Origin of the sequence: Actinomyces sp. HMT897 (assembly GCF_016626125.1) — a bacterium.
In the GTDB taxonomy this organism is placed as follows: domain Bacteria; phylum Actinomycetota; class Actinomycetes; order Actinomycetales; family Actinomycetaceae; genus Actinomyces.
Genome location: NZ_CP067336.1, coordinates 1142273 through 1167933 on the forward strand (window position 1 = coordinate 1142273; position 25661 = coordinate 1167933).

General features: G+C 71.0%; 17 protein-coding genes and 1 tRNA gene. 4 read left to right on the forward strand and 14 right to left on the reverse strand.

Annotated elements, in window-relative coordinates; genetic code table 11:
* Window position 1: 1 nt before the first annotated feature.
* From JJJ15_RS04660 to rplJ, 8 genes are all read right to left on the reverse strand, one after another.
* On the reverse strand, window positions 2–1750 hold the full coding sequence (locus JJJ15_RS04660; RefSeq protein ID WP_200511597.1) for a hypothetical protein: 1749 nt from the start codon (window positions 1748–1750) through the stop codon (window positions 2–4).
* A 42-nt stretch (window positions 1751–1792) separates the two neighbouring features.
* The gene (locus tag JJJ15_RS04665) at window positions 1793–2272 is read right to left on the reverse strand and encodes a hypothetical protein (protein ID WP_200511598.1); all 480 of its coding nucleotides are present in this window, start codon (window positions 2270–2272) and stop codon (window positions 1793–1795) included.
* A 25-nt stretch (window positions 2273–2297) separates the two neighbouring features.
* Complete coding sequence (locus JJJ15_RS04670; RefSeq protein WP_200511599.1) at window positions 2298–2858, reverse strand: hypothetical protein; 561 nt, start codon at window positions 2856–2858, stop codon at window positions 2298–2300.
* Entirely contained in the window at window positions 2855–6217 is a 3363-nt protein-coding gene (locus JJJ15_RS04675; RefSeq protein WP_200511600.1) for an FtsK/SpoIIIE domain-containing protein, read from the reverse strand. Before JJJ15_RS04675 ends, JJJ15_RS04670 begins: the two co-directional genes overlap by 4 nt.
* A 495-nt stretch (window positions 6218–6712) precedes the next feature.
* Window positions 6713–10732, reverse strand: a complete 4020-nt coding sequence (rpoC, locus tag JJJ15_RS04680) for a DNA-directed RNA polymerase subunit beta' (protein ID WP_200511601.1) — start codon at window positions 10730–10732, stop codon at window positions 6713–6715.
* A 97-nt stretch (window positions 10733–10829) separates the two neighbouring features.
* On the reverse strand, window positions 10830–14351 hold the full coding sequence (gene rpoB / locus JJJ15_RS04685; protein ID WP_200511602.1) for a DNA-directed RNA polymerase subunit beta: 3522 nt from the start codon (window positions 14349–14351) through the stop codon (window positions 10830–10832).
* A gap of 615 nt (window positions 14352–14966) precedes the next feature.
* Window positions 14967–15350, reverse strand: coding sequence for a 50S ribosomal protein L7/L12 (gene rplL / locus JJJ15_RS04690; RefSeq protein ID WP_106109688.1), 384 nt, complete (start codon window positions 15348–15350; stop codon window positions 14967–14969).
* Between the two features lie 63 nt (window positions 15351–15413).
* Window positions 15414–15935, reverse strand: coding sequence for a 50S ribosomal protein L10 (rplJ, locus tag JJJ15_RS04695; protein WP_106109689.1), 522 nt, complete (start codon window positions 15933–15935; stop codon window positions 15414–15416).
* A gap of 261 nt (window positions 15936–16196) precedes the next feature.
* Here rplJ and JJJ15_RS04700 point away from each other — a divergent pair, with 261 nt between their 5' ends.
* The gene (locus JJJ15_RS04700) at window positions 16197–16955 is read left to right on the forward strand and encodes an A24 family peptidase (protein ID WP_106109690.1); all 759 of its coding nucleotides are present in this window, start codon (window positions 16197–16199) and stop codon (window positions 16953–16955) included.
* A gap of 229 nt (window positions 16956–17184) precedes the next feature.
* On the opposite strand, the gene rplA is transcribed toward JJJ15_RS04700, so the two are convergent.
* The 5 genes from rplA to JJJ15_RS04725 all read right to left on the reverse strand — a co-directional run bounded on the left by rplA (window position 17185) and on the right by JJJ15_RS04725 (window position 19855).
* A complete protein-coding gene (gene rplA / locus JJJ15_RS04705; RefSeq protein ID WP_106109691.1) occupies window positions 17185–17874 on the reverse strand; it encodes a 50S ribosomal protein L1 in 690 nt (229 codons plus the stop codon).
* A 117-nt stretch (window positions 17875–17991) separates the two neighbouring features.
* Complete coding sequence (gene rplK / locus JJJ15_RS04710; protein WP_106109692.1) at window positions 17992–18423, reverse strand: 50S ribosomal protein L11; 432 nt, start codon at window positions 18421–18423, stop codon at window positions 17992–17994.
* A gap of 220 nt (window positions 18424–18643) precedes the next feature.
* Window positions 18644–19450 (reverse strand): transcription termination/antitermination protein NusG, encoded by an 807-nt coding sequence (gene nusG, locus JJJ15_RS04715; protein ID WP_246742153.1) that lies wholly within the window; start codon window positions 19448–19450, stop codon window positions 18644–18646.
* Window positions 19451–19458: 8 nt separating this feature from the next.
* On the reverse strand, window positions 19459–19686 hold the full coding sequence (gene secE, locus JJJ15_RS04720; RefSeq protein ID WP_106109693.1) for a preprotein translocase subunit SecE: 228 nt from the start codon (window positions 19684–19686) through the stop codon (window positions 19459–19461).
* A 96-nt stretch (window positions 19687–19782) separates the two neighbouring features.
* A tRNA-Trp gene (locus JJJ15_RS04725) sits at window positions 19783–19855 on the reverse strand.
* A 296-nt stretch (window positions 19856–20151) separates the two neighbouring features.
* Between JJJ15_RS04725 and JJJ15_RS04730 the strand changes: the two genes are divergently transcribed.
* The gene (locus JJJ15_RS04730) at window positions 20152–21366 is read left to right on the forward strand and encodes a pyridoxal phosphate-dependent aminotransferase (protein WP_200511603.1); all 1215 of its coding nucleotides are present in this window, start codon (window positions 20152–20154) and stop codon (window positions 21364–21366) included.
* A gap of 295 nt (window positions 21367–21661) precedes the next feature.
* Here the strand turns inward: JJJ15_RS04730 and JJJ15_RS04735 are convergent, their stop codons facing one another.
* Window positions 21662–22915 (reverse strand): phosphotransferase, encoded by a 1254-nt coding sequence (locus JJJ15_RS04735; RefSeq protein ID WP_106109695.1) that lies wholly within the window; start codon window positions 22913–22915, stop codon window positions 21662–21664.
* A gap of 397 nt (window positions 22916–23312) precedes the next feature.
* On the opposite strand from JJJ15_RS04735, the gene JJJ15_RS04740 reads away from it, so the two are divergent.
* Both JJJ15_RS04740 and JJJ15_RS04745 read left to right on the forward strand, forming a co-directional pair.
* On the forward strand, window positions 23313–24008 hold the full coding sequence (locus JJJ15_RS04740) for a demethylmenaquinone methyltransferase (RefSeq protein ID WP_200511604.1): 696 nt from the start codon (window positions 23313–23315) through the stop codon (window positions 24006–24008).
* A gap of 12 nt (window positions 24009–24020) precedes the next feature.
* Window positions 24021–25496: a chorismate-binding protein gene (locus tag JJJ15_RS04745; protein ID WP_200511605.1), complete on the forward strand. Its 1476-nt coding sequence runs from the start codon at window positions 24021–24023 to the stop codon at window positions 25494–25496.
* Window positions 25497–25661: the final 165 nt, after the last annotated feature.

Here is a 25661-nt window from a genome sequence, read left to right on the forward strand (position 1 = left end):
GTCAGTTCTCCTTCTTGCTGTTGTCCCCGTCGGGCCACACGTCAATCACACGCAGGAGCTCGTCCTCGTCCGCGTCCCGCTCCTCGTAGAGCATCTCCAGGTCCTCGAACTCCGCGCGCGCGTCCTGGAGCATGGTGAAGGACTTCATGTAGGCCGCCTCCTTGACCGCGACAGCCTTATTGACCCGGTCGCGCGCCTGCTTCTGCATCTGCATAATCACGAAGGCCGCCACGCCCCCGGCCACGAGCATGACGAGGACCCCGGCGACCCGGTTCACGAGAAGGAACAGGAGGGAGACGCCGAGGGCGACGGCAATGGGCAGGACCATCTGCGAGTTCTTGAACGACACCTGGTGGATGTAGTCGGCGAAGGTCTGCTCCCACACCTGGCGCAGCTGCGTGGCCATGACGTTCTCATCGACCTCCGTCGATGTGGAGAAGCCGGGGAACCCCATGTTCTGCGCGGTGGCGTGATGGTCCGGGGCGAGGTTGAGCGGCACGTTGGACACGTGCTCCATGCGGTACTTCTTGGTGTAGGCCCTGACCGCCGTACGGAAGTCCTCCTTGCCCGCGCCAATGGCCACCTGCTGGGTGCGTACCGACACCCCCAGGGAGTCGGGGGCGATCGCCGCGTTGGTCTGGAGCGTCACCGCGTCCACCCGCTCGTCGAGCACGGAGATCTCCTGGTCCGCCTTGACCCGGGCCCGGTCCAGGTCGCCGCCGGTGTCGATAATGGCGTCCTGGTAGGCGACCTCACGGGTCAGGGGCAGCTCCTCGTCGTCGTACTCCGTGACCAGCTGGATGAGCAGGTCGTCCAGGAGGCTGGAGATGACCCCGCCGGAGGTGAACTCGGAGTCCTTAATGGCCTCGTACTTCCTCGCGCAGGCACTGAGCGCGGTCACCGCCTCGGCCTGGGCCTTGACCCGGGCAAAGCTCGGCGGCGGGGTCAGGCGGCGCAGCATCTTCGCCTCGGCGGGGTCCAGGACGCCCTGGCACAGGCCGATCTCCTGCTGCCACCTGCGCACCTGCTCGGCCACGACCTTGTCGTCCGTGCGCAGGTGGGTGGTCCAGTCAGTCAGCTGGGCGCGCACCAGGGCCGTGCCGTGGGGGCCGAACTGCCCCTGGGAGGCGGCCTCCAGGATGACCGCGAACTCACGGGTCAGCGCCTGCGGGTCGCAGGCGGCCAGGTAGTGGCGCAGCCACCGCGCCGACTCGGCCTCCCGGCCCTGGCGGCGCAGGACCAGGGCGAAGAAGAGCGCGGTCTTGGCCTGGCTGCGGGCGTAGGCCTCCGTCACGGAGCGCTTGCAGACCTCCTCGTCGTCCCGCGACCAGGCGGCCAGCGCCACCAGGGCCGGGGCGAGCCAGTAGCGGGGCGTCTGGATCATGAGCTCCTCGCTGACCTGGCTGGCCGTGGACTCCGAGACGTTGCCCACGTCAAAGGCCTGGAGCAGCCCGACGCTGGAGCGGCGCACCACCTTGTAGTGACCGAACTCGCGCTCCAGGTCGGCCTTGAGGGTGCCGACCTTGGTCTCGGCCCGCTGGACGTTGGCAGTGCGCTCGGCCTGCTCCACGTACTCCTCGAACCTGCGCCGCAGGTCGGCCAGCTCCTCCTGGGTGCTGCTCAGCTTGCCGTCAATAACCTGGATATTGTCACTGACCTTTTCAAGGTCGTTGCCGATGAGCGAGACATTGTCGCCGACATGTTCAATAGCGTTGACAATGGGGCTTAGGTCAATATAGCCGTCCGCCATGAGGTGTCCTTTCAGTGGGTGGGGCAGGGAGGGCGTGGAGTATCAGGAGACGGAGCCGTCAGCGAGGACGGGGATAATATCGCCGTCGGAGTAGACCTCGACGTACTCGTAGACCGGCGACTGGGCCAGGGTGCGAGCGGCGTCAAAGGGCGGGGGGACAATGTCCGTGGGACGGTAGTGCTCCAGGATGTGGCCGACCACGGTCAGGCGGTGGTCGACGTAGGGCGGCCCCAGGTGGCACCGGGCGAACAGGCCCAGGAGCACCCCGCCCATCCGCTCGGTGTAGGCGTCCTCGATCCACTCGGTGAGCTCGGCGCGGTAGGCGGCGTCCTGCGTCAGGTCCAGGTTCCGCACGGCTTGTAGGAGCTCGCCCGGGCGGGGCTCACGGCGGCGACGCCGCTCCAGGGCGGAGGGCGGGCGCTGGAGCGTCTGGGCGGGGACGGTGTCGGGGGCCAGGCTGACCGGCTGGAGGCTGACCGGCTGGGGACCGACCTGGATCAGACGACGTTTCTGGGGGCTCACGGTGACTCTCTCGTAGCAGGTGGTGTCACGCGAACGCGATTATCCCGCACACCACGGCAATGACCAGGACGACGGCAAGGACAAGTTTTAGGGTCAGGGAGGCCGGTGCCGGGGCGGGCTCGGCGCGCGGTGCGGGTGAGGCTGGCTCGGGTGAGACCGGCTCCGGTGAGAGCGGCGCGGGCGGGGCCGTGGGAGGGGCGGGCGGCGCCGCCGGGGCCGCAGGGACCTGGGCGGTATCGACCCCGCGCCAGAGCTCCTGGGCCGCGTTCAGGTCCGCCCGCAGGCCGCGCACGGCACGCCCGCACCCGGCCAGGTCCCTGGGCGGGTCGGCCGGGACGCCGGGCGCCTCGGCGGCCTCGGCCACCGGCAGGCCGTGGGAGCGCGCCAGGGTCTGGGCCGAGCGGGACAGGTGGGTGGTCTCCGTGAGGATCCGGTCCCACTCCTGCTCGTGCTCCCGGCGGTCCATGGCGGCGTGGCGCAGGTCGTCACGCCCGTAGTCACCGGCCTGATCCCGTGCCCGGGCGGCACGCTCGGCCGCGCTGCCCAGCACCTCCAGCGCGTCGAGGTAGTCCTGGTAGCCGCTCATGCCACGTCCTCCTGCCCGCCGGGGCGCTGGGTACCGACCGGGGAGGGCTGCCCGGCACCCTGGTCCGGTCCCCCGGCGTCCTGGACGGCACCCTGGCCCGGTCCTCGGGCACCCTGCCCGGCGAGCTGCGCCACCACCGAGGCGTCCGGTGCCGCCAGGGGCACCAGGACCTGCATCTCGGCGTCACTGGCGTGGTCCAGCAGCCCGACCCGCGGTCCGCGGCCCAGGGGCTTGGTGTGCGGGCCGGTGAGCTCGCGCAGGTCGGCCAGGCCCAGACGCAGCAGGACCGTGGCGCGGACCCCGGGACGCTGGTACTGGCCCAGGTCCCGTCCCATGGCGCGCAGGGTCGTCCACCACCCGAGGGCGAACACCTGCTGGAGGCCGCCGTCGGTGAACACCCGCTGGAGCACCGAGGCCGGTGTCACCGGCTCCGGCGCCAGCCCGAGGGCGCCCGCCCCCGCGCCCTCCCAGCCGCCGGCGCCCAGGTCGATCCCGGCCGCCAGGGCGTCCCAGTCCGGCTCCACGGCGTCCGCCGGCCCCAGGAGGTCCACCGCGGGCGACGGCGCCGCCAGGTCCCCGCTCCCCGGTGCCGTGGTCCCCGGCCCCAGTGCTGCGGTCCCCGGCCCCGGCGCGGTACCTGAGGCCCCCGCCGCCGAGTCCGCCAGCGCCGAGTCCGCCGCGGTCCCCGCCGAGTCCGCCGGCGCGGTGGCGGGCGCCTGGTAGGGGCGGCTCATACCGACCACCCGCTGGAGGCCCACGCCCACCACGAGCATCGGGTGGGGCGCGCCGTCGGCCAGGAGCGGGGCGACCTCCTCCACCAGCACCCGGGCGACCTCGGTGCGTCCCACCACGCGCACGCCGCGTCCGGCCTGCCGCCAGGCGTCCACGGCGGCCTCCAGGCGCCCGGGGAGCTGGTCGAGCCCGGTCAGGACCAGCAGGGAGGCCTCCTGCGGCGTGGTGGCCAGCGCCGTCAGGACCGCCGAGCCCATGACGGACCCGGCCAGCTCCTCCCCCGAGCCGACCAGCACCACGCCCTGGTCGACGTCGGTGTCCAGCTCCAGGACGCTCGGGGCGTCACTGACCGCCACGGGACGCCCCAGCCACAGCCTGGGCGCGCTCGGCGTGCCGGTCCCCCGGAGGTGCTCCAGGTGCGCCGTCGGCCAGCGCGCCTCCTCGGCACCCAGGAACACCAGGGGAGGCGCGGCGTGCCCGCGGGACCACAGGCCCTGCTGGAGGACGGCCATGACCTCGCTCTGGGCCCAGGCGGCGGTGCCCCGCACGTTGGATCCCGCCGGGTCGTGGCCGAAGTTGCGGTTGAGGACCACCTCACCGCGGTAGGTCAGCTCGGCGGCGGCGCGGTTGTGCTGGGACAGGATGGCCTCGGACTCCTGGGCCGTGTTCTTCAGGGACATACGCAGGGGGAACTGGGCGAAGATGGAGTCGCCCTTGGCGCGCAGGCCCGATATCCCCGAGACCGTCTGGGAGGCCAGGAGCAGGTGGATGCCGTAGGCGCGCCCCTGCTTGGCAATGGTCTCGGTGATCGCCACCGCCTGGTCGACCAGGTCGTCGTCGCCCTCGAACATGACGTGGAACTCGTCGATGATGACCAGCATGCGGGGCATGACCTCACCGGTGGTCCGGCGGTAGGCGACGATGGAGCTGGCCCCGGCGTCCTTGAACAGCTCTGAGCGCCGCTCAAGCTCCTGGCGTACGTAGTCCAGGACCGCGACGCCGAACTCCTGGTCGGACTCCAGAGAGAGCACCGAGACGTGGGGTAGCCAGTTCTGCCCGTCCTCGTCCGGGGCGAAGCGCGCGAACTCCAGGCCGCGCTTGTAGTCCAACAGGAGCATGGTGAGCTCCTCGGGCGGGTACCTCACCGCGAGGGAGTAGACAATGTCCAGCAGGAGGTTGGACTTCCCCTGCCCCACGGCGCCGCCAATGAGGAGGTTGGGGTGCGGGGGGTTCTCGGTGCGCAGGGAGAGCACCAGCGGCTCGCGCCCGACCCGCCCGACCACCGCCTCCAGGCTGTCGCGCGAGGAGCCCGTCCAGGGACGCTCCATGTCGTCGCCAATGAGCTCCACCAGGGGGATCCTGGGTCCGGTGACGCTGCGGCTGCGCTGCACGGCCTGGCGGATGACGTGCTCGACGGCGTCCAGGGCGGGGGCGCCGTCGTGGGCGACGCGGACGGTAGCCGGCAGGCCGGGGACCTGCCAGCAGCCGTCCTGGGCGCAGAGGGCCAGCCAGGGGCCCGGCGGCACCTGCGGGGGGCCGTAGGCGGGGTCGGACTGGACCACCAGGTGCAGGCCCGATGCCGGGCTCATGGCGGCCACCTGCTTCAGGACCCGGCTCAGCTGGTCGTCCACGCAGTAGGGGTGGTCCAGGAGCACCACGACGGTCAGGACGCCACTGGCCTCGCCCTCCCGGCGCCACAGGTCCAGCAGGTCCCTGGCGCCGGCCACGGCAATGCGCTCGGCGTTCTGCGTGGTGGCCTCCAGGGCCTGTCGCAGGGCGGCGACCAGGGCCCCGGGGTCGGCCACGGGGGGCGGGAAGGACGTCCCGGAGGCGGCCCGCAGCGGGCTGAGGGGCCCGACGACGCCGGTGACGCGGGGGTCGAAGACGAGGACACGCAGGTGCTTGAGGGGGACCTGCCCGATGACGCGGGTCAGGGCGGAGAGCACCAGCTCCTGGTCCTGGCGGGTGGAGCCGGAGAGGTGCCAGTGGCTGCGGCACAGGAACGGGGCCAGGGCCGCCACCGACTCCGCGGTCGCCTCACCCACGGCCCCGTCTCGGGCCGGGCTGGGCGAGACGGCCGGGCCAGACGGGGCGGCCGGGGCGCCCTGGCCGGGGAGCTGGGCCGTACCCACCCGCAGGAACCGGGCCGGGTCGGCCTGCGTGCTGGCGTCGGCCTGCGTGCCGGCGCCCAGGGGGCTGCCCGCCACGCCGGGGGCCAGCTCGGTGACCAGGGAGCGCAGGGCGGTGCTCGCGGCCTGCCACTCGGCCTGCGCCGCCTGGTCGGCCTGGGCGCGGCGCGCTCGCCGCTCGCCCTCGATGCGCTGCTGGAGGGCGGTGGTCTGGGCGTCCAGGCCCTCCAGGTCCCGGACGCGCAGGTCGGCGGCGGCGTCGTGCACGACCTGGGCACGGCGCAGGACGTCCTGGGTGCGCGCCTGGGCGTCCTGGCGCATCTGGGCCAGGCGGGTGGCGCTGAGCGCGGGCGCCGCCTGCGCCGGGGGCTGCACGGGGCCCGGAGGTGCCGTGCGCGGGGCACCGGGGGACGGGGTGGGAGCCCCCTGGGGCAGGGGCGCGTGGGAGACCGGCATCCCGGTGACAATGACACGGCGTTGGGAGGATCTCGGGCTCATAAAGGACCTTGGGGATGAGGGGTTGACGGCCGAGGGGCCCGCAGGCGGCAGGGCCTGGCGGGGCGGTCCAGGGCGGGGGCTTCTGAGGCAGATTACACCGCTGTGAGCAGGGCGATGGGATGCGGGGTGTCGCGGCGGTACAAGTTCCTGTATCCTGCGCGCTTTCGGACCTTGGTCCCTGGCGCCTGGGCCCGCCAAGGAACTCGCGCTCAGGCCGACGCCCCGCCGGGGCCGGTCGCGGCAGCCCACCGGCCACCCACCGCCCCGCCCGCTGCCTCCACGGCCCCACCGGGTAGGTCCCCACCAGCGCGGGGCCGGGTGCCCTGAGGCGGTCTCACTCGCCTCATACCACGTAGGTCCCCCACCAGCGTGGGGCCGGGGCGGCCGTGGGTACGCCTCCACGGCCCCGCGGGGTAGGTACGCGGGTGGGGGCGGCAGACGGTCTCGTCTGCCGCCCCCACCACGGCCCCGGGCCGGCGTACCGGGACGCCCGCCTCAGACCCGGTGGTCCTCCTCGGAGAAGTCGGCGTGGAACTCGTTGGGGAACTCCGTCCGGAACTCCCCCTCGTAGGGCACGTCGTCCAGGGGCACCCCATCGCCGGTGAACATCTCCTGGGAGGTCACCACGCGGGTGAGGAGCGCCGTCTTGACCTCCTCGGTGGGCTCCACCTCAATGTCGGAGTAGCGGGCCAGGCCCGTCCCGGCGGGGATGAGCTTGCCCAGGATGACGTTCTCCTTCAGGCCCAGCAGCGGGTCGGACTTGCCGTTCATGGCGGCCTCGGTGAGCACCCGCGTGGTCTCCTGGAAGGAGGCCGCGCTCAGCCAGGAGTCCGTGGCCAGGGAGGCCTTGGTGATCCCCATGAGCTCGGTGCGCCCCGACGCCGTCTTGCCGCCCTCGGCCATGACCCGGCGGTTCTCGGCCCGGTAGGTCATGACGTCCACCAGGTCGCCCTGGAGGAGGTCGGTGTCACCGGGGTCCAGCACGGTCACGCGGCGCATCATCTGGCGCACAATGACCTCAATGTGCTTGGAGTGGATGTCCACGCCCTGGGAGCGGTAGACCTCCTGGACCTCGTTGACGAGGTGGCGCTGGGTGTCGCCCACGGACCGCAGGCGCAGGATCTTCTTGGGGTCCACCGGCCCCTCGGTGAGGGCCTGCCCGGGCTCGACGTGGACGCCGCCGACCACCAGCAGGCGCTGGCGGCGCGAGACGGGGATGACCACGTCCTCCTCGCCGTCCTCACGCTTAATGACCAGGCGCTTGCCCTCGTCGTCGTCCTCAATGGCCAGGGTGCCGGCGACCTCGGCCACGGCGGCCTCGCCCTTGGGGGTGCGGGCCTCGAAGAGCTCCTGGACGCGGGGCAGACCCTGGGTGATGTCGGCGGCGCCGGCCGCACCACCGGTGTGGAAGGTGCGCATGGTCAGCTGCGTGCCCGGCTCGCCAATGGACTGGGCGGCGATAATGCCCACGGCCTCGCCAATGTCCACCCGCTTGCCGGTGGCCAGGGAGCGGCCGTAGCAGGCGGCGCAGGTGCCCACGGTGGAGTCACAGGTCAGCACCGAGCGCACGGCGATCTCCTCGATACCGGCGTCGATGGCGGCCCGGATCTCCTCGTCGCCCAGGTCGGTGCCGGCGGGGATGACCACGTTGCCCGCGGCGTCCACGGCGTTGCGGGCCAGCGTGGTGCCGAACACCGTGGTGCCCAGGATCTCGCTGGGGTGCTTGAAGGCGCCCTCGTCCTGCGGGTCGGCCGGGACCGGGTAGGCCTCGACGCCCCGGGCCGCCTCCTCCTCGGAGGGCTCGTGCATCTTCCGCCAGGAGAAGATGCGCTTGGTCAGGCCCTTGCGGGTGCCGCAGTCCTCCTCGCGCACAATGACGTCCTGGGAGACGTCCACCAGGCGGCGGGTCAGGTACCCGGAGTCGGCGGTGCGCAGCGCCGTGTCCGCCAGGCCCTTGCGGGCCCCGTGGGTGGCGATGAAGTACTCCAGGACGCTCAGGCCCTCGCGGTAGTTGGACTTGATCGGGCGCTCAATGAGGCGCTGCTTGGGGTCGGCCACCAGGCCGCGCATGCCCGCCAGCTGGCGGATCTGGTCCCAGTTGCCGCGGGCCCCGGAGACCACCATCTGGTAGACGGTGTTACGGGCCGGGAAGTTGTCCCGCATGGCCTGGGCGACCTCGGCGGTAGCATCGGTCCAGATGTTGATCAGCGCGGTGTGGCGGTCCTTCTTGGTCAGGAAGCCGCTGACGAACTGCTCCTCGATCTTGGCCGCCTGGGCCTCGTAGCGGGCGAGGATCTCGGGCTTGGAGGCCGGGGAGACGACGTCGGCGAAGGCCACGGTAATACCCGACCAGGTGGACCAGTAGAAGCCGTTGGCCTTGAGGGCGTCCAGGGAGGCCGCCACCTCCACGCGGGAGTAGGACTCCGCCAGCGTGTTGACGATATTGCCCAGGGCCTTCTTGTCCACCACGTAGTTGACGTAGGGGAAGGTCTCGGGCAGCGCCGTGTTGAAGATGGCCCGTCCCAGCGAGGTGCGCAGGGTGATCGGGTCGCCCTCGTGCCAGCTGGCGGGGGGCACCCAGCCGTCGGGGGCGGTAATGCCCTCCTCGAAGCGGATGTCGCAGGTGGCGTTGACGTCGAGGCGGCCGAAGTCGTGGGCCATGACGGCCTCGGCGAAGGAGGAGAAGGCGGGCACCACCTCCTGGCCGTGGGAGTCCCTGTCCACCTCGACGTCGGGGTCCGGCGTCTGGGTGAGGTAGTAGGTGCCGATGATCATGTCCTGGCTGGGCATGGTCACGGGCCGCCCGTCGGAGGGCTTGAGGATGTTGTTGCTCGACAGCATGAGGATGCGGGCCTCGGCCTGCGCCTCGGCGCCCAGGGGCAGGTGCACGGCCATCTGGTCGCCGTCGAAGTCGGCGTTGAAGGCGCCGCACACCAGGGGGTGGAGCTGGATGGCCTTGCCCTCAATGAGCTGGGGCTCAAAGGCCTGGATGCCCAGGCGGTGCAGGGTGGGGGCGCGGTTGAGCAGCACCGGGTGCTCGCGGATGACCTCGGCCAGGACGTCCCAGACCTTGGGGTTGGCCCGCTCCACCATGCGCTTGGCGGCCTTGACGTTCTGGGCCTCCTTGAGCTCCACCAGCCGCTTCATGACAAAGGGCTTGAACAGCTCCAGGGCCATCTGGCTGGGCAGGCCGCACTGGTGCAGGGCCAGCTGGGGACCCACCACGATGACGGACCGGCCCGAGTAGTCCACCCGCTTGCCCAGGAGGTTCTGCCGGAAGCGGCCCTGCTTGCCCTTGAGCATGTCGGACAGGGACTTCAGGGGGCGGTTGCCCACCCCGGTCACGGGCCGGCCGCGCCGGCCGTTGTCGAACAGGGCGTCCACGGCGTCCTGGAGCATGCGCTTCTCATTGTTGACAATAATCGTCGGGGCCTCCAGCTCCATGAGGCGCTTGAGACGATTGTTGCGGTTAATGACACGCCGGTAGAGGTCGTTGAGGTCGGACGTGGCGAAGCGGCCGCCGTCGAGCTGGACCATGGGACGCAGGTCCGGGGGGATGACCGGGATGGAGTCCAGGACCATGGACTCCGGGGCGGTGCCGGTCAGGCGGAAGGCGTTAATGACCTTCAGGCGCTTAATGGCCCGGGTCTTGCGCTGGCCGGTGCCGCCCGCCACGATCTCGGCCAGGGACTCGGCCTCCTTGTCCAGGTCGAAGGCGCGCAGGCGGGCCTGGATAGCCTCGGCCCCCATGGCGCCCTCGAAGTAGATGCCGTAGTCGGCCTTCATGTCCCGGTAGAGCACCTCGTCGCCCTCCAGGTCACCGACCTTGAGGCTCACGAAGCGGTCCCACACCCGGTCCATGTGCTCCAGGACCCGGGCGTTCTTACGACGCAGGGCCCCGATCTCACGCTCGGCGGTCTTGCGGAGCTTGTCGCGGTGGGCGGTGTCGGCCCCCTCGGCCTCGGAGGCGGCCAGGTCCTCCTCCAGGCGGCGCTGGCGGGCCTCGACGTCAGCCTCACCGGCCTCCTGGACGTGCTTCTTCTTGACCTCCAGCTCGGCGCGCAGGCTCGGCAGGTCGTCGTGACGGCCCTCCTCGTCCACCTCGGTGACCATGTAGGCGGCGAAGTAGATGACCTTCTCCAGGTCCTTGGGCGCCAGGTTGAGCAGGTAGCCCAGGCGCGAGGGCACGCCCTTGAAGTACCAGATGTGGGTCACCGGGGCGGCCAGCTTAATGTGGGCCATGCGCTCACGACGCACCTTGGAGCGGGTGACCTCCACGCCGCACCGCTCGCAGACAATGCCCTTGTAGCGCACCCGCTTGTACTTCCCGCAGGCGCACTCCCAGTCCCGGGTGGGACCGAAGATCTTCTCGCAGAACAGGCCGTCCTTCTCCGGCTTGAGGGTGCGGTAGTTAATGGTCTCGGGCTTCTTGACCTCGCCGTGCGACCAGGACCTGATGTCCTCCGCGGTGGCCAGGCCGAGCTGGATGCGATCGAAGACGTTGGCGTCGAGCACAGTTCCTACTTCCGATGTGTCAGCTCATGAGGTTGTGGGGGGCGCGGTGGCGTCGTGCTTCCAGGGCGACGCCGGCGCCGGTGCGGGCAGGACCCGCTCAGATCTCGTCGATCGTGGAGGCGGTGGCCCCGCCCGGACGCCGGCCCAGGTCGAAGCCGAGCTCCTCGGCGGCGCGGCGCGAGTCGTCGTCGGTGTCGTCCAGGCCGATGACGCTGCCCTCGGCGTCCAGGGCCTCGACGTTCAGGCACAAGGACTGCATCTCCTTCATGAGCACCTTGAAGGACTCCGGGATGCCGGGCTCGGGGATGTCCTCGCCCTTGACAATGGCCTCGTAGACCTTGACCCGGCCGTTGACGTCGTCGGACTTGACGGTGAGGATCTCCTGGAGGGCGTGGGCGGCGCCGTAGGCCTCCATGGCCCACACCTCCATCTCGCCGAAGCGCTGGCCGCCGAACTGGGCCTTACCACCCAGGGGCTGCTGGGTGATCATGGAGTAGGGGCCCGTGGAGCGGGCGTGGATCTTGTCGTCCACCAGGTGGTGCAGCTTGAGGATGTACATGTAGCCCACCGAGACCGGGTAGGGGAAGGGCTCCCCGGAGCGGCCGTCGAACAGGCGGGCCTTGCCGTTGGGGGCCACCAGCTGGACCCCGTCGGGGCTGGGCAGGGTGGAGTCCAGCAGGCCCATGAGCTCGTCGTCGCGCACGCCGTCGAAGACGGGGGTGGCCACGGGGGTGCGGGGCTCGGCGGACACCCCAGCCTCGGGCAGGCGGGCGGCCCACTCCTCGCCGGCCTCGCGGGCCGCGGTGGCGTCCCAGCCGCGGGAGGCCACCCAGCCCAGGTGGAGCTCGAGGATCTGGCCCACGTTCATGCGGCTGGGCACGCCCAGGGGGTTGAGGATGACGTCCACCGGGGTGCCGTCGGCCAGGAAGGGCATGTCCTCCACGGGCAGGATCTTGGAGATGACGCCCTTGTTGCCGTGGCGCCCGGAGAGCTTGTCGCCCACGGTGATCTTGCGGCGCTGGGCGATGTGGACGCGCACCAGGCGGTTGACGCCCGCGGGCAGCTCGGCGTCGTCGGAGGCGGCGTCGAACTCGTGGACGCCGATGACGATGCCGTACTCGCCGTGGGGCACGCGCAGGGAGGTGTCACGCACCTCCCGGGCCTTCTCCCCGAAGATGGCGCGCAGCAGGCGCTCCTCGCTGGTCAGCTCGGTCTCCCCCTTGGGGGTGACCTTGCCCACCAGGATGTCGCCGCTGCGGACCTCGGCGCCAATGCGGATAATGCCGCGCTCGTCGAGGTTGGCCAGGGTCTCCTCGCTGACGTTGGGGATGTCGCGGGTGATCTCCTCGGCGCCCAGCTTGGTGTCGCGGGCGTCCACCTCGTGCTCCTCAATGTGGATCGAGGTGAGCATGTCCTCGCTGACCACGCGCTGGGAGACGATAATGGCGTCCTCGTAGTTCAGGCCCTCCCAGGTCATAAAGGCCACGAGCATGTTCTGGCCCAGGGCCAGGTCGCCGTCGGCGGTGGCGGGGCCGTCGGCCAGGACGGACCCGGTCTCCACCCGCTCGCCCTCGGTGGCCACGACCCGCTGGTTGTAGCAGTTGCCCTGGTTGGAGCGGCGGAACTTGGCGACCTTGTAGACCTTGGTGGTGCCGTCGTCGTTCGCCACGCGCACGAAGTCGGCGCAGACCTCGGTGACGACGCCGGGCTTGGTGGCCACCAGCACGTCCCCGGCGTCCACGGCGGTGCGCCGCTCCATGCCGGTACCCACCAGGGGGGCGTCGGGGCGGATGAGGGGCACGGCCTGGCGCTGCATATTGGCGCCCATGAGGGCGCGGTTGGCGTCGTCGTGCTCCAGGAAGGGGATGAGGGAGGTGCCCACCGAGACCATCTGGCGCGGGGAGACGTCCATGAGGTCCACCTGGCTGGCGGGGACCAGGGCCGGCTCGCCGCCGGTGACCCGGCACAGGACGTGGCTCTCGGCGAAGTGCCCGTCGGCGGTCAGGGCGACATTGGCCTGGGCGATGACGTGGCGGTCCTCGTCGTCGGCCGTCAGGTAGTGGGTCTCGTCGGTGACGCGCCCGTCCCTGACCACCCGGTAGGGGGTCTCGATAAAGCCGAAGGGGTTAATGCGCCCGTAGGTGGCCAGGGAGCCGATGAGGCCGATATTGGGGCCCTCGGGGGACTCGATGGGGCACATTCGCCCGTAGTGGGAGGTGTGGACGTCACGCACGTCCATGGAGGCGCGCTCACGCGACAGGCCCCCGGGGCCCAGGGCGCTCAGACGGCGCTTGTGGGTCAGGCCCGCCAGGGGGTTGTTCTGGTCCATGAACTGGCTCAGCTGGCTGGTCCCGAAGAACTCCTTGATGGCCGCCGTCACGGGGCGGATATTGATCAGGGTGTTGGGCGTGATGGCCTCCACGTCCTGGGTGGTCATGCGCTCGCGCACCTGGCGCTCCATGCGGCTCATGCCGGTACGCACCTGGGCCTGGATGAGCTCTCCGACGGCGCGGATACGGCGGTTGCCCAGGTGGTCGATGTCGTCGTACTCGACGGGGATCTGGGTGACCTCGCCGTTGCGCACGCCCTCGATGCTCTTGACGCCGCTGTGGAGGGCCAGCAGGTAGCGCAGGGCGGTGGTGATGTCGTCAATGCGCAGGACCGACTCGGTCAGGTCGGCGGTCAGGCCCAGCTTCTTGTTGATCTTGTAGCGGCCGACCTTGGCCAGGTCGTAGCGCTTGGGGTTGAAGTAGAAGTTCTCCAGCAGGGTGCGGCCGGCCTCCACGCTGGGCGGCTCGCCGGGGCGGATCTTCTTGTAGATGTCCAGGAGGGCCTCGTCCTGGGTGGTGATCTTGCGGTCCTCGTCCAGGGCGGCGGTGAGCACCGGGTAGCCGTCGAACTCCTTGCGGATCTCGGCCGCGTCCAGGCCCAGGGCCAGCAGGAACACGGTGACGTCCTGCTTGCGCTTGCGGTCGATGCGCACGGCCACGCGGTCGGACTTGTCCACCTCGAACTCCAGCCAGGCGCCGCGCGAGGGGATGAACTTGACGTTGTGGACGTACTTGTCCGTGGCCTTCTCGGTGGTCCGCTCAAAGTACACGCCGGGGCTGCGCACCAGCTGGGAGACGACGACGCGCTCGGAGCCGTTGACAATGAAGGTACCCTTGTCCGTCATGAGCGGGAAGTCACCCATGAAGACGGTCTGGGACTTGATCTCACCCGTGACAAAGTTCTCAAAATCCGCGACGACGTACAGGGGGGCGGAGTAGGTGAGATCCTTCTCCTGGCACTCCTCGGCCGTGTACTTCGGCTCCTCGAAGCGGTGGTCGTGGAAGGAGAGCGCCATGGTCTCCCCGAAGTCCTCGATCGGGGAGATCTCGGAGAAGATCTCCTCCAGCCCCGAGGTCTCGGGCAGGGAGCCGGGACGCACGGCGTTGGCGGCGTCCACGCGGGCGCGCCACGCCGAGTTCCCTACGAGCCAGTCGAAGCTGTCCGTCTGGAGCCCCAGCAGGTTGGGGGCCTGCATGGGCTCGGCGATCTTGGCGAAGTTGACGCGACGCGAGGCGGTACGTGCGGCGATGTCGGCGGCGGTAGGTGCAGAGGTGCTCGAGGCAGCCAAAAGGGGGTCCTTCCCTCTAGAATCGAGGAACACTGCGCGTACAATGGTGGGCACCGACGCTCAGCCACCGCTCGTGGCGTGCCCCACAGAGGTCGCGGACCTCCGCCGGGCGGTGTGAGCCCACGCCAGTACGCACAATGCACGCAAAGCGCTAGCGTACACGGGTCAGGTGTACCCAGCCACGCCCGGGTACGTCTCATGCTTGCGATTCTGACCACATTCGCTCATACTACCCCGCCTGGCCCGACGTCGCCCCGCCTGGGCACGTGGGGACCGTGCCGTTGGTCCGCCAGGCGGTACGGCCCCTGACCCCGTGGGCCCGCCTGGCCGCCCGCGCCGCAGCCACCCACCGACCTTGCACGCACGGGGAGCCCGGCGTCGGTGGTGGCGGGCTGGGCGTCGGCCAGCACCGACCCCGGTACGCACGGGGAGCCCTCCGGCGAGGCCGAGGATTCCGGCGGCGAGCCAGACACCAGCCCCGGCACGCACGGGGAACCCCGCCCACCATAACGGTGGGCGGGGCTCCTTGTGCCCGGCGTGCCCGGCGTCAGCCCCGGCAACCAGGTGCTGGGGCGTGGCACCGCCGGGCGGCGCCGTGGTGACGCCGTAGGGGTCTCACTTGAGGGTGACGGTGGCGCCGGCGCCCTCGAGCTGGGCCTTGGCCTTCTCGGCGGTCTCCTTGTTGACGCCCTCCAGGACGGCCTTGGGGGCGCTGTCGACGAGGTCCTTGGCCTCCTTCAGGCCCAGGGAGGTCAGGGTGCGCACCTCCTTGATGACGCCGATCTTCTTGTCGCCGGCCTTCTCGAGGACGACGTCGAACTCGGTCTTCTCCTCCTCGGGCTCGGCGGCGGCGCCGGGGGCGGCGGCGGCCACGGCGGCGACCGGGGCGGCGGCGGTCACGTCGAAGGTCTCCTCAAAGGCCTTGACGAACTCGGCGAGCTCAATGAGGGTGAGCTCCTTGAACTGCTCAATGAGCTCTTCGGTGGTCAGCTTCGCCATAGTGGGCGTTCCTTCCTAGTTTGTTCCTGCGCGTGCAGGCAGTGGTGGGTGACGCGGGCGGCTTCAGGCCGCGGTCTCCTGCTTCTCGCGCAGGGCGTCGACGGTACGCACGGCCTTGGTGGCCGGTGCGGCGAAGAGGTACGCGGCCTTGGACAGGGACGCCTTCATGGCACCCGCAGCCTTGGCGAGCAGCACCTCGCGGGACTCCAGAGAGGCAAGCTGGTCGACGGCCTCGGCGGACAGCAGGTCGCCGTCCATCAGGCCGCCCTTAATGACGAGCTGCTTGTTGTCCTTGGCGAAGTCACGCAGGGCCTTGGCGGCCTCGACCGGCTCACCGGAGACGAAGGCCAGGGCGCTGGGGCCCTTGAGATCCTGGGCGAAGGCCTCGAACCCGACGCGGCGGGCGGCGATCGCGGCAAGCGTGTTCTTCACCACGGTGTACTCGGCGTTCTCACCGAGGGAACGACGCAGCGCCTTGAGCTGGGCCACGCTCAGTCCCCGGTACTCAGTCAGCAGGACGGCGCCGGACCCGCGGAACTTGTCCGCCAGGGCAGCGATCGCTGCTTCCTTCTCAGGCCGTGCCATAGGCCCTCCTTCCGTGGTCTGCCGCAGGGGCCACCCACGCAGAGAGCCCCGCGCCGGTGGCACAGGGCTCTGCCTCCGGGGATCCCGGAGGGGGTCTTGGTCTCACCTGCGCGGGCCCCGCCTGAGCGGACTTGGTCCCACCGGGGTGGGAGACCTGCGGTCTTTGGCGCCTGTCAGGCTACGCGGACCGCCCTGTTCCCGGCAAGGCGCGAGAGCCGATCACCCTAGTGCCGTCACTCACAGCATTGGTAGACTCCTCACATGGTCTGGATGCTCCTCTCCCCCCTCCTGGCCACCCTCTGGACGGTGGTGGCGTGGTGGGCGGTGCGCTACGCGCAGCGCTACACGGGCGCTCTGCCCCACGGCGTCCTCCAGCGCTCCTGGCCGCTGGAGGTCGGGGTGGCCATGCCCGTCACCCTCCTGCTGGGCACCGCCACCCTGGTGGTGGGCACGTACCACAGGGACACCGCCGTCCTGGTCACCCTCCCCCTGGGGCTGGTCGTCTTCCTGGTGCCCGCCTGCCTGACGGACCTGGCCTGCCACCGCCTGCCCAACCTCCTGCTGGGCGCGGCCGCCGCGTGGGGGAGTGCGTGCGCCGGGCTCCTTATCTTCATGGTGCTGACCCTGACGAACTTCCTGGAGGCCAAGGCGCGGCTGGACCGCCACGAGGCCGTGACGCACAGCTCCTTCTGGGACAGGCCTCCGGGCCAGATGCTGTGGGCGAGCGGGGTGATCATATGGCCGGCGGTGGTCATCGGCCTGCTCATGTGGCTCCTGTCGTCCCTGGGCACGGGGCTGGGCATGGGCGACGTCAAGCTCAGCACGCTGCTCTCGGCGTGGCTGTGCCTGAGCTCCTGGCAGGCGCCCTTCGTGGGCCTGGCGCTGGGCATGGTCCTGGGGGGCCTGGCCTCCCTGGTCCTCGTGGCGACGCGACGCGCCACCCTCAGGACCGCGGTCCCGCTGGGCCCGCCCCTGTTCCTGGGGGCCTGGCTGGTGTGGGCCGGGACCGGGCTGGGATGAGGCCCCGCACCCCATGCCCTGTACCCCACGCATCCGCGCACCGGCGTCGGCCCCAAGGCCGGGCGTATGACGGCGCCCCCACCCATGCAGGTGGGGGCGCCGCCGGTGTGGACGGACCAGTCGGCTCACGAGGAGCGGAAAAAGGGGGTGTGTGTGGACTGGTCCGCCCACGTCTGTGGGCCCGGGGCGAGACGAGCGCTGGGCTGCCGGCCCCGGGGCAGGCCCGGGCTCAGGACCTGGTGACGTCCATGGGGATGCCAGGACCCATAGTAGTGGTCATAGTGGCCTTGAGGATGTAACGACCCTTGGATGTCGAGGGCTTGAGACGCAGGATCTCCTCCAGGGCGGCCTGGAGGTTCTCCACGAGCTGGGCCTCGGTGAAGGAGACCTTGCCGATCACGAAGTTCAGGTTGGCGGCCCGGTCGACGCGGAACTCAATGCGTCCGCCCTTGATGTCGGTGACGGCCTTGGCCACGTCCATGGTCACGGTACCGGTCTTGGGGTTGGGCATGAGGCCACGGGGACCGAGCACGCGGCCCAGGCGGCCGACCTTGCCCATGAGGTCCGGGGTGGCCACGGCGGCGTCGAAGTCGGTCCAGCCGGCTGCGACCCTGGCAATGAGGTCGTCGCTGCCGACCTCGTCGGCGCCCGCGGCGAGGGCCTGCTCGGCCCGCTCACCGGCGGCGAAGACCACGACGCGGGCGGTCTTACCGGTACCGTGCGGCAGGGACACGGTGCCACGGACCATCTGGTCGGCCTTACGGGGGTCCACGCCCAGACGCAGGACGACGTCCACGGTGGAGTCGAACTTCGTGGTGGACGTGGCCTTGGCGAGCCTGGCGGCCTCGGCCGGGGTGTAGAGGATCCCGGACTGGATCTTCTCAGCGGCGGCTCGGTAGGCCTTAGAGCGCTTGGTCATCTGCTTCTCCTTGCAGTCGTGGTGAACAGGCCGCGCGAGGCCCTTCCACGCTTTGTCTCATCTGGTTCTCGGGGCGTCTCCGGCGGGGCGACGCGGGGGACCCGCCGGTAGCCGGGCTCAGGCCTCGACGGTAACGCCCATGGAGCGGGCGGTCCCGGCAATGATCTTGGTAGCGGCCTCAAGGTCGTTGGCGTTGAGGTCAGGCATCTTGGTCTGGGCGATCTCGCGCACCTGGTCGGCCGTGAGGCTGGCGACCTTGGTCGAGTGCGGGGTGGCGGAGCCCTTGGCGACACCCGCGGCCTTCTTGATGAGCTCGGCGGCCGGCGGGGTCTTGGTGATGAAGGTGAAGGAGCGGTCCTCGTAGACGGTGATCTCCACGGGGATGACGCTGCCACGCTGGGACTCGGTGGCCGCGTTGTAGGCCTTGCAGAACTCCATAATGTTGACCTGCTTGGCACCGAGGGCAGGGCCGATCGGCGGGGCGGGGTTGGCCTGGCCGGCCTGGATCTGGAGCTTGATCAGCCCGACGACCTTCTTCTTGGGAGCCATGTGGGGTTCCTCTTCTGTCCGGATGTCGCACGCCTGCCGTACGACGCGCACTGACGCACGCGAGGAGCAAGCCTAGCCCCTGGGACGGCGTCGTTCCTACCGGGACCCCTGGTCTCGTGCGCGTTCTCACACTCGATCTGGGGCCCTGGCCGCCACCGGCGCCGGTGACGTACCCGCGGTACCGCCCGCACCGGCGCCGTGGCGGGGGCCGGGCCAGCCCTCAGATTTTGGCGACCTGGGTGAAGCTGAGCTCGGCGGGGGTGTCGCGGCCGAACAGGGAGATGAGCACCTGGAGCTTCTGGGTCTCGGGGTGGATCTCGGAGATGGTGGCCGGCAGGGACTCGAAGGGGCCCTCGGTGACGATGACGGACTCCCCGACCTCGAAGCCCACCGAGTAGACCTGGCCGTCGACCGAGATCTGGCTCAGGCCGGCCTCGGGGGCGGAGGCGGCCGCGGCGGCCTGCCTGGCCTCGACCTCCTCGGGGGTCGGGCCGAGCTGGGCCACGGCCTCCTCGAAGGTCAGCGGGACCGGGTTGTAGCGGTCGCCCACGAAACCGGTGACCGCGGGGGTGTCCTTAATGGTGCGCCACACCTTGTCGGAGGTCTCCGGGTCGTCCAGGTCCATGCGGACGAACACGTAGCCGGGGATGCGGACCCGGGACACCTCCTTCTTCTTGTTGCCGTTCTTGATCTCGATGACCGTCTCCATGGGGACGACGGCGTCGAAGACGTAGTCCTCGACCTCGAAGTTCTCCGCACGGGTCTTAATGTCCGTGGCCACCCGGCGCTCGTAGCCGGAGTAGGTGTGCAGCACGTACCACTGCCCGGGCAGGCGGGACATCTCCTGACGGAACTCCTCGACGGGGTCCACCAGGGCGGGCGCGTCCTCGGCGGCCTGGCGGCCCTGCCCGGTCCCGGCCGCCGGGGCCTCGGTGGCGCTCCCCTCGGGCTCGACGCCCTCGACGTTCTCCTCGGACACGGTGTACCTGCTTTCGGCTCGACGGCGGGTGGGACGGGTGGACGGCACGGCCCCGCTCAGGCCAGGCCCCACATAACGATACGGTCGAAGATCATGTCGAGCGCGCCGGTGAAGACCATGATGGCTGCGATAAAGACGATGACCACGACGAAGTAGGTCGTCAGCTCGTTCCAGGTGGGCCAGACGACCTTGCGCAGCTCGTCGACGACCTCACGGAAGAAGCGGGCGATACGGGCGAAGACGTTGCGCTTCTTTCCCGCGGGGGCGGTGACGGTCTCGCTCATGCCTGGGGTCCTTGCTCGTCGGTTCCTGGTCGCGCCCTCTGGCGGGCGAGAAGAACGGAGCCGACGGGATCTCCCGGCCAGATCCGCCGTTCTCAGCAGGGCAGGCGGGACTCGAACCCACAACCGCCGGTTTTGGAGACCGGTGCGCTACCAATTGCGCCACTGCCCTTCAGCGGTGCCCCATCCTGCCACAGGAGGCGTCAGATCGCGAAATCATGGCATGTGGGCTGCGACACCTTGAGCCCCGGGGGCGGGGTGCGTGCCGGGGCTGGTTGGGCCTGGGCCGGGGCGGGTCGGGCCCAGGTCGTTAGGGCCCGACGCGCGCACGGGCCGCCCGGCGCGGGCTAGGCTGGGGCCGCTGGGGGCGGGGTTGGTGCGGGCCAGGCCGGGCCTGGGCCCCGGCGTCGTCCTGCCCCCACCGCGCTTGCCTCGCAGGCAGCGCCCAAAACAGCGACAATACCGTCCGTGAGTAACGCACCCAAGCGCCGGGTCTCAGCCCGCCTAGCCGCCATCGCCCCCTCCGCCACCCTCGCCGTGGACGCCAAGGCCAAGGCCCTCAAGGCCGCTGGTCGCCCCGTCATCGGATTCGGTGCCGGGGAACCGGACTTCCCCACCCCCGACTACATTGTCGCCGCCGCCGTCGCGGCCGCCAAGGACCCGGTCAACCACAAGTACTCCCCCGCCAAGGGGCTGCCGGTCCTGCGCGAGGCCATTGCGGCCAAGACGCTGCGCGACTCCGGCTACGAGGTCTCCCCCGACGACGTCCTGGTCACCAACGGCGGCAAGCAGGCCGTCTTCCAGGCCTTCGCCGCCCTGATCGACCCCGGTGACGAGGTCCTGCTGCCCGCCCCCTACTGGACCACCTACCCCGAGGCCATCGCCCTGGCCGGCGGGGTGACCGTGGAGGTCTTCGCCGGGGCCGACCAGGACTACAAGGTGAGCGTGGACCAGCTGGAGGCCGCCCGCACGCCCGCCACCAAGATCCTGCTCCTGTGCTCCCCGTCAAACCCGACCGGCTCGGTCTACACACCTAAGGAGCTGACCGCCCTGGGCGAGTGGGCCCTGGAGCACGGCGTGTGGGTCGTCACCGACGAGATCTACGAGCACCTGCTCTACGACGGCGCCCAGACGGCGCACGTCGTGGCCCTGGTCCCCGAGCTGGCCGACCAGGCCGTGGTGCTCAACGGGGTGGCCAAGACCTACGCCATGACCGGCTGGCGCGTGGGCTGGATGATCGGCCCCTCCGACGTCATTAAGGCGGCCACCAACTTCCAGTCCCACCTGACCTCCAACGTCGCCAACGTCTCCCAGCGGGCGGCGCTGGCGGCCGTCAGCGGGGACCTGACCGCCGTGGAGAGGATGCGCCAGGCCTTTGACCGACGTCGTAGGACCATGGTGGAGATGCTCTCGGCCATCGAGGGGCTGACCGTGCCCGTGCCGCACGGTGCCTTCTACGCCTACCCCAGCATGGAGGCGCTGGTGGGGCACAGCCTGCGCGGTACCGTCATTGACTCCTCCGCCACCCTGGCCGGGCTCATCCTGGAGCACGCCGAGGTCGCCCTCGTGCCTGGCGAGGCCTTCGGCCCCTCGGGCTTCCTGCGTCTGTCCTACGCGCTGGGTGACAAGGACCTGGTCGAGGGCGTGGGCCGGGTCCAGTCCCTGCTGGCGGAGGTCGCCTAACGCCTCCCCCGGGAGGCTCGGGAGCCCCGGGAGGCTTGCGCGGCGTGCCAGGTCTCCTGGTCGATGGCCCGCTTCCCCCGGGAGGCTGTGGGCGGCTGCCGCACGGCCACCAACCGCACAGACGCGAGACGGCACTGCCCCGTCTCCTCCGGCAGCTGCCGCACGGCCAGGGCAACCACACCCATCTCCAGGATCAGACACCCTGGAAGCACCACCCATCACAAACAAGTACCGTTCTCGCGAGCAACAAGTACCGTTCTCACGGAGAGGGGGCTGTGAGGGGGCGTGAGGGGGGCTAGTGGGCGCCGCGGCGGGCCTGGAGCTCACGGGCCTGGGCCAGCCAGGTCTCCGCCCGCGCCAGGCGGCCCTCGGCGTCGGCCCGCCAGGGGCTGCCGTCCTCCCGACGGGCGCCGGCCACCAGGGAGAGCACCACCCCGGCGCAGCGCGCCCGCAGCGCCACCGGGTCCGTCTGCTCGCTGGCCAGCGCCGTCCAGGTCTCCAGGGCCGGGCGCAGCCGGGGGTAGGAGGCGGGCGCCAGGTGGTCCAGCACGCTCACGTGCCCCAGGAGGCAGGCGTAGTCGTCCACGCGGTAGCCCGGCCCCAGGGAGTCCACGTCCAGGACGCAGGACACGTCCTCCCCGTCCATGAGGACGTTGGCCTCGTAGAAGTCGCCGTGGGTAGGCACCACCGGCCCCGGGTCGCTGCCCGCCAGCAGCTCCTCCACCCCCAGGGCCACCGCCCGGGCCCGGCTGGCGTGCTCGGGCAGCACCGTGGCGGCGGCGTGCGCGTAGTGGCGGGCCCGCTCGGACCAGGCCGGGTGGCGGGGCAGGGGCAGGGCGTCGGCGGGCAGGGCGTCCAGGGTGGCGGCCAGGGCGTTGAAGACACGGGTGGCCTGCGTCGGTTCCATGCCCTGGGCCAGCAGGCCGGACAGGGAGGTCCCCTGCCCGGTCGAGAGCATGACCAGCCCGTCGACGTCCTCGCGCAGGACCTGGGGGGCGGGCACCCCGGACAGGGTGAGCATGCGGTGGCGCTGGGCCAGGGCCGCGGCCTGCGGGGGGCGCAGCACCTTGGCGAAGGCGGTCGAGCCGTCGGGCCAGGTGACCCTCACAACCGCCCGGCGGGTGGGCCGGTAGGCCACCATGGTGGCCTTGACCTTGGCGCCGATCCGGGCCGACAGGAGGGAGGGGGTGCAGGCGACCACGAGGGCCGGCAGCTCGGGGTCGGCCGGGTGGCGCCAGACGTGGATCGTGGGGCCGACGCCGTCGGAGGCCAGGACGGGGATGAGGCCGGGGACGTTGGTGCGCGACAGGCGGGCGGTGGTGGCGCACAGGTACTCGGTCAGGCGGCGCCCGTCGGCCTCGAGGACCACCGCCGTGTACCCGACCGAGACCCCGGCGCCGGGACGGTGGTGGACGGAGTGGACGGTGCACTGCTCCAGGCGCGCCCCCTCGTGGGCGAGGGCCGCTCCGAGGACGCCCGCCGCACCCGTCCCGGTGAGAAGGGCGACCTGTGCCGCCTCCGCCGCCCTGACATCACCTCGCGCGCTCATGGGGCCCAGTCTGCCCTACCTGCGGGTATGTAACCTGACCACGACCCCAATGTCCGCATAATCCGCCGACGGAAGAAAACCGGGCACCCACTCCCTCAAGGAGCAGGCTCCGGGCGTCCTGTAGGCGCCCCGAGCCTGCTGGTGGGCTCAGGTACGCCCCGCTGGCACGCTCCCGCCTCAGCCGCCGGACGGGCCCGGGGAGCCAGCCGGGCGGGCCCGAGGAGCCGCCGGGCGGGGCCCGCGAGGGCACTCGGGGCCTGGACGCCCCTGGCCACGGCCTGCTGGACGGTGGGGCGGTCCCGCAAGGGCGCCCGGACCCGCGAGATCATGGGCTACGCGGGATCTGACCGGGGCCTGGGAGCCGGTGGTCAGGACGCCCAGATGAGAGAATGATCCTATGAGCCGAGCCAGCCTTGCCAAGGACCCTCACGAGGTCGCAGGCATGTTCGACGCCGTCGCGCGCCGCTACGACCTCACCAACGACGTCATGAGTCTGTGGCAGATCCGCATGTGGCGCTCGGTGACCCGCGCTGCCGTCGCCGCCACCAGCGGCACCCGGGTCCTGGACCTGGCAGCCGGCACCGGCACCTCCTGCGTGGACTACGCCGACGCCGGCGCCCAGGTGGTGGCCTGCGACTTCTCCCCCGGCATGGTCGCCGAGGGCAGACGCCGCCACCCCCGGATCGGCTTCGTGGCCGGGGACGCCACGGCCCTGCCCTTTGCCGACGCCTCCTTCGACGTCGTCACCATCTCCTACGGCCTGCGCAACGTCCGGGACACCGGTGCCGCCCTGGCCGAGATGCTGCGCGTGACCCGGCCCGGCGGACGCCTGGTGGTCGCGGAGTTCTCCACCCCCGCCCGGCGGGCCCTGGCCCGCGCCTACCGCTTCTACCTGGGTACGGCCCTGCCCGCGCTGGCCCGGGCGGTCTCCTCCAGCACGGAGGCCTACGACTACCTGGCCGAGTCCATCCTGGCCTGGCCCGACCAGGTGGCCCTGGCCCACCTCATCCAACGGGCCGGGTGGCGGGGCGTGGGCTACAAGAACCTCTCGGGCGGGATCGTGGCCCTCCACCGCGCCACCAGGCCACTGTGAGAAGGCACCAGCATGAATGACACACCTCAGCAGCCCCATGTCGTCTACTACGGCTGGAGCTACAGGCCGCCCTCGAACTTCAAGGCCTACTGGTTCTCCCCGTCCAACCCCTTCGAGGTACACCTGCCCCTGGACTGGCGTACCACCGAGGTATCGCCCTCGCTGCTGCCCACGGGCCCCGACGGCTCCCCCAGCCTGACCGCCCTGATCGCCGGGCACGAAGACGTCTCCTCCTGGGTCCGCGGCGGCTACGGCTTCGTAGGGGCGGGACGCTACATCGTCATCCGCACCACAGGCGGTCCGGACCGTGTCCAGAAGCTGCGCAACGCCTGGCGGCACGTGATCAAGGACTCCTCCTGGCAGGACCCGCTGCGCCGTCCCGGGACCGGGCCGGTCGCCATAGGCGCCATCACCTTCTCCCCCACCAGCTACACGTACTCGATCCTGGAGATCCCCCGTGTCATCGTGGGCCTGGACGCCCAGGGCGCCTGGGTGACCACGGTGAGGGAGAAGCCCCGCAAGCACCCGGACCCGGTGGATGTCCTGGCAGACATCCGCCGCTTCATCGCGCGGCCCGCCAGCTTCCGGGCCCCTCGCACCCTGAGCGTCCTGCCTGCCTCCGAGCAGAACTGGCGTGTGCTCCCCGAGGACGAGTGGGTCCGCCGCGTGGCCGCCGCCCAGGAGCGGATGCGCGCCGGTGAGGCCCAGAAGGTCGTCATGGCGCGCGCTACCCTGGTGGACGTCCGGCCGCGCCCCCACGTGGGTGAGGTCATTCACGCCCTGGCCCAGCGCAACCCGACCGCCTGGACCTACGGTATCCAGGCCATGGTGGGGGCGAGCCCGGAGATGCTGCTGGACCTGGAGGACGGGAGGGTCTTCAGCCGGGTGCTGGCCGGGACCGCCCGACGTCACGTCGATCCCGCCACCGACCCGCGCCAGGCCGCCGAGGAGGTGGCCCGGCTCTCCGCGTGGCTGCGCTCCTCGGACAAGAACGTGCGGGAGCACGACCTGGCCCGCGCCTCGGCCGTCCAGGCCCTGGAGCCCCTGTGCCGCGGGGTACAGGCCAGCGACCCCTTCGTCCTGGTGCTGCCCCGTGTCCTCCACCTGGCTACGGACGTGACCGCGCACGTAGCCGGGGACACCGGGGCCCTGGCCCTGGTTGACGCCCTCCACCCCACGGCCGCGGTCTGCGGCACACCACGGCAGGCGGCAGGACGTATTATCGAGGAGCTTGAGGGCCTGAGCCGGAAGTTCTACGCGGGACCGGTGGGCTGGGTGGACTGGCACGGTGAGGGCCAGTGGTGCATTGCCATTCGCGGAGCGCAGATACCGCCCATCCCCGTGCACTCCATAGGGGTGACCGGCGTGGGTCCTGTGACGGTCTACGGCGGTAGCGGGATTATGCCGGACTCCGACCCCGACGACGAGCTGGCTGAGACCCGCGCCAAGATGCGTACCGTCATGGACGCCCTGGAGTCGGCGAGCTAATGAGCCGGTGAGCTGCTAGCCAGCTCCCTGTCCCTCGCCCGCCGTCACCGTGCGGTACCCGGCTGGCGCGCGGACCCCCTGCCCACCGCCAACGACGGTGGGCAGGGGGTTATAAGGCGGCGGGGCGGCCTGCCCGGTGGGCCCCGCCTGCCGTCCGGCCCGGGC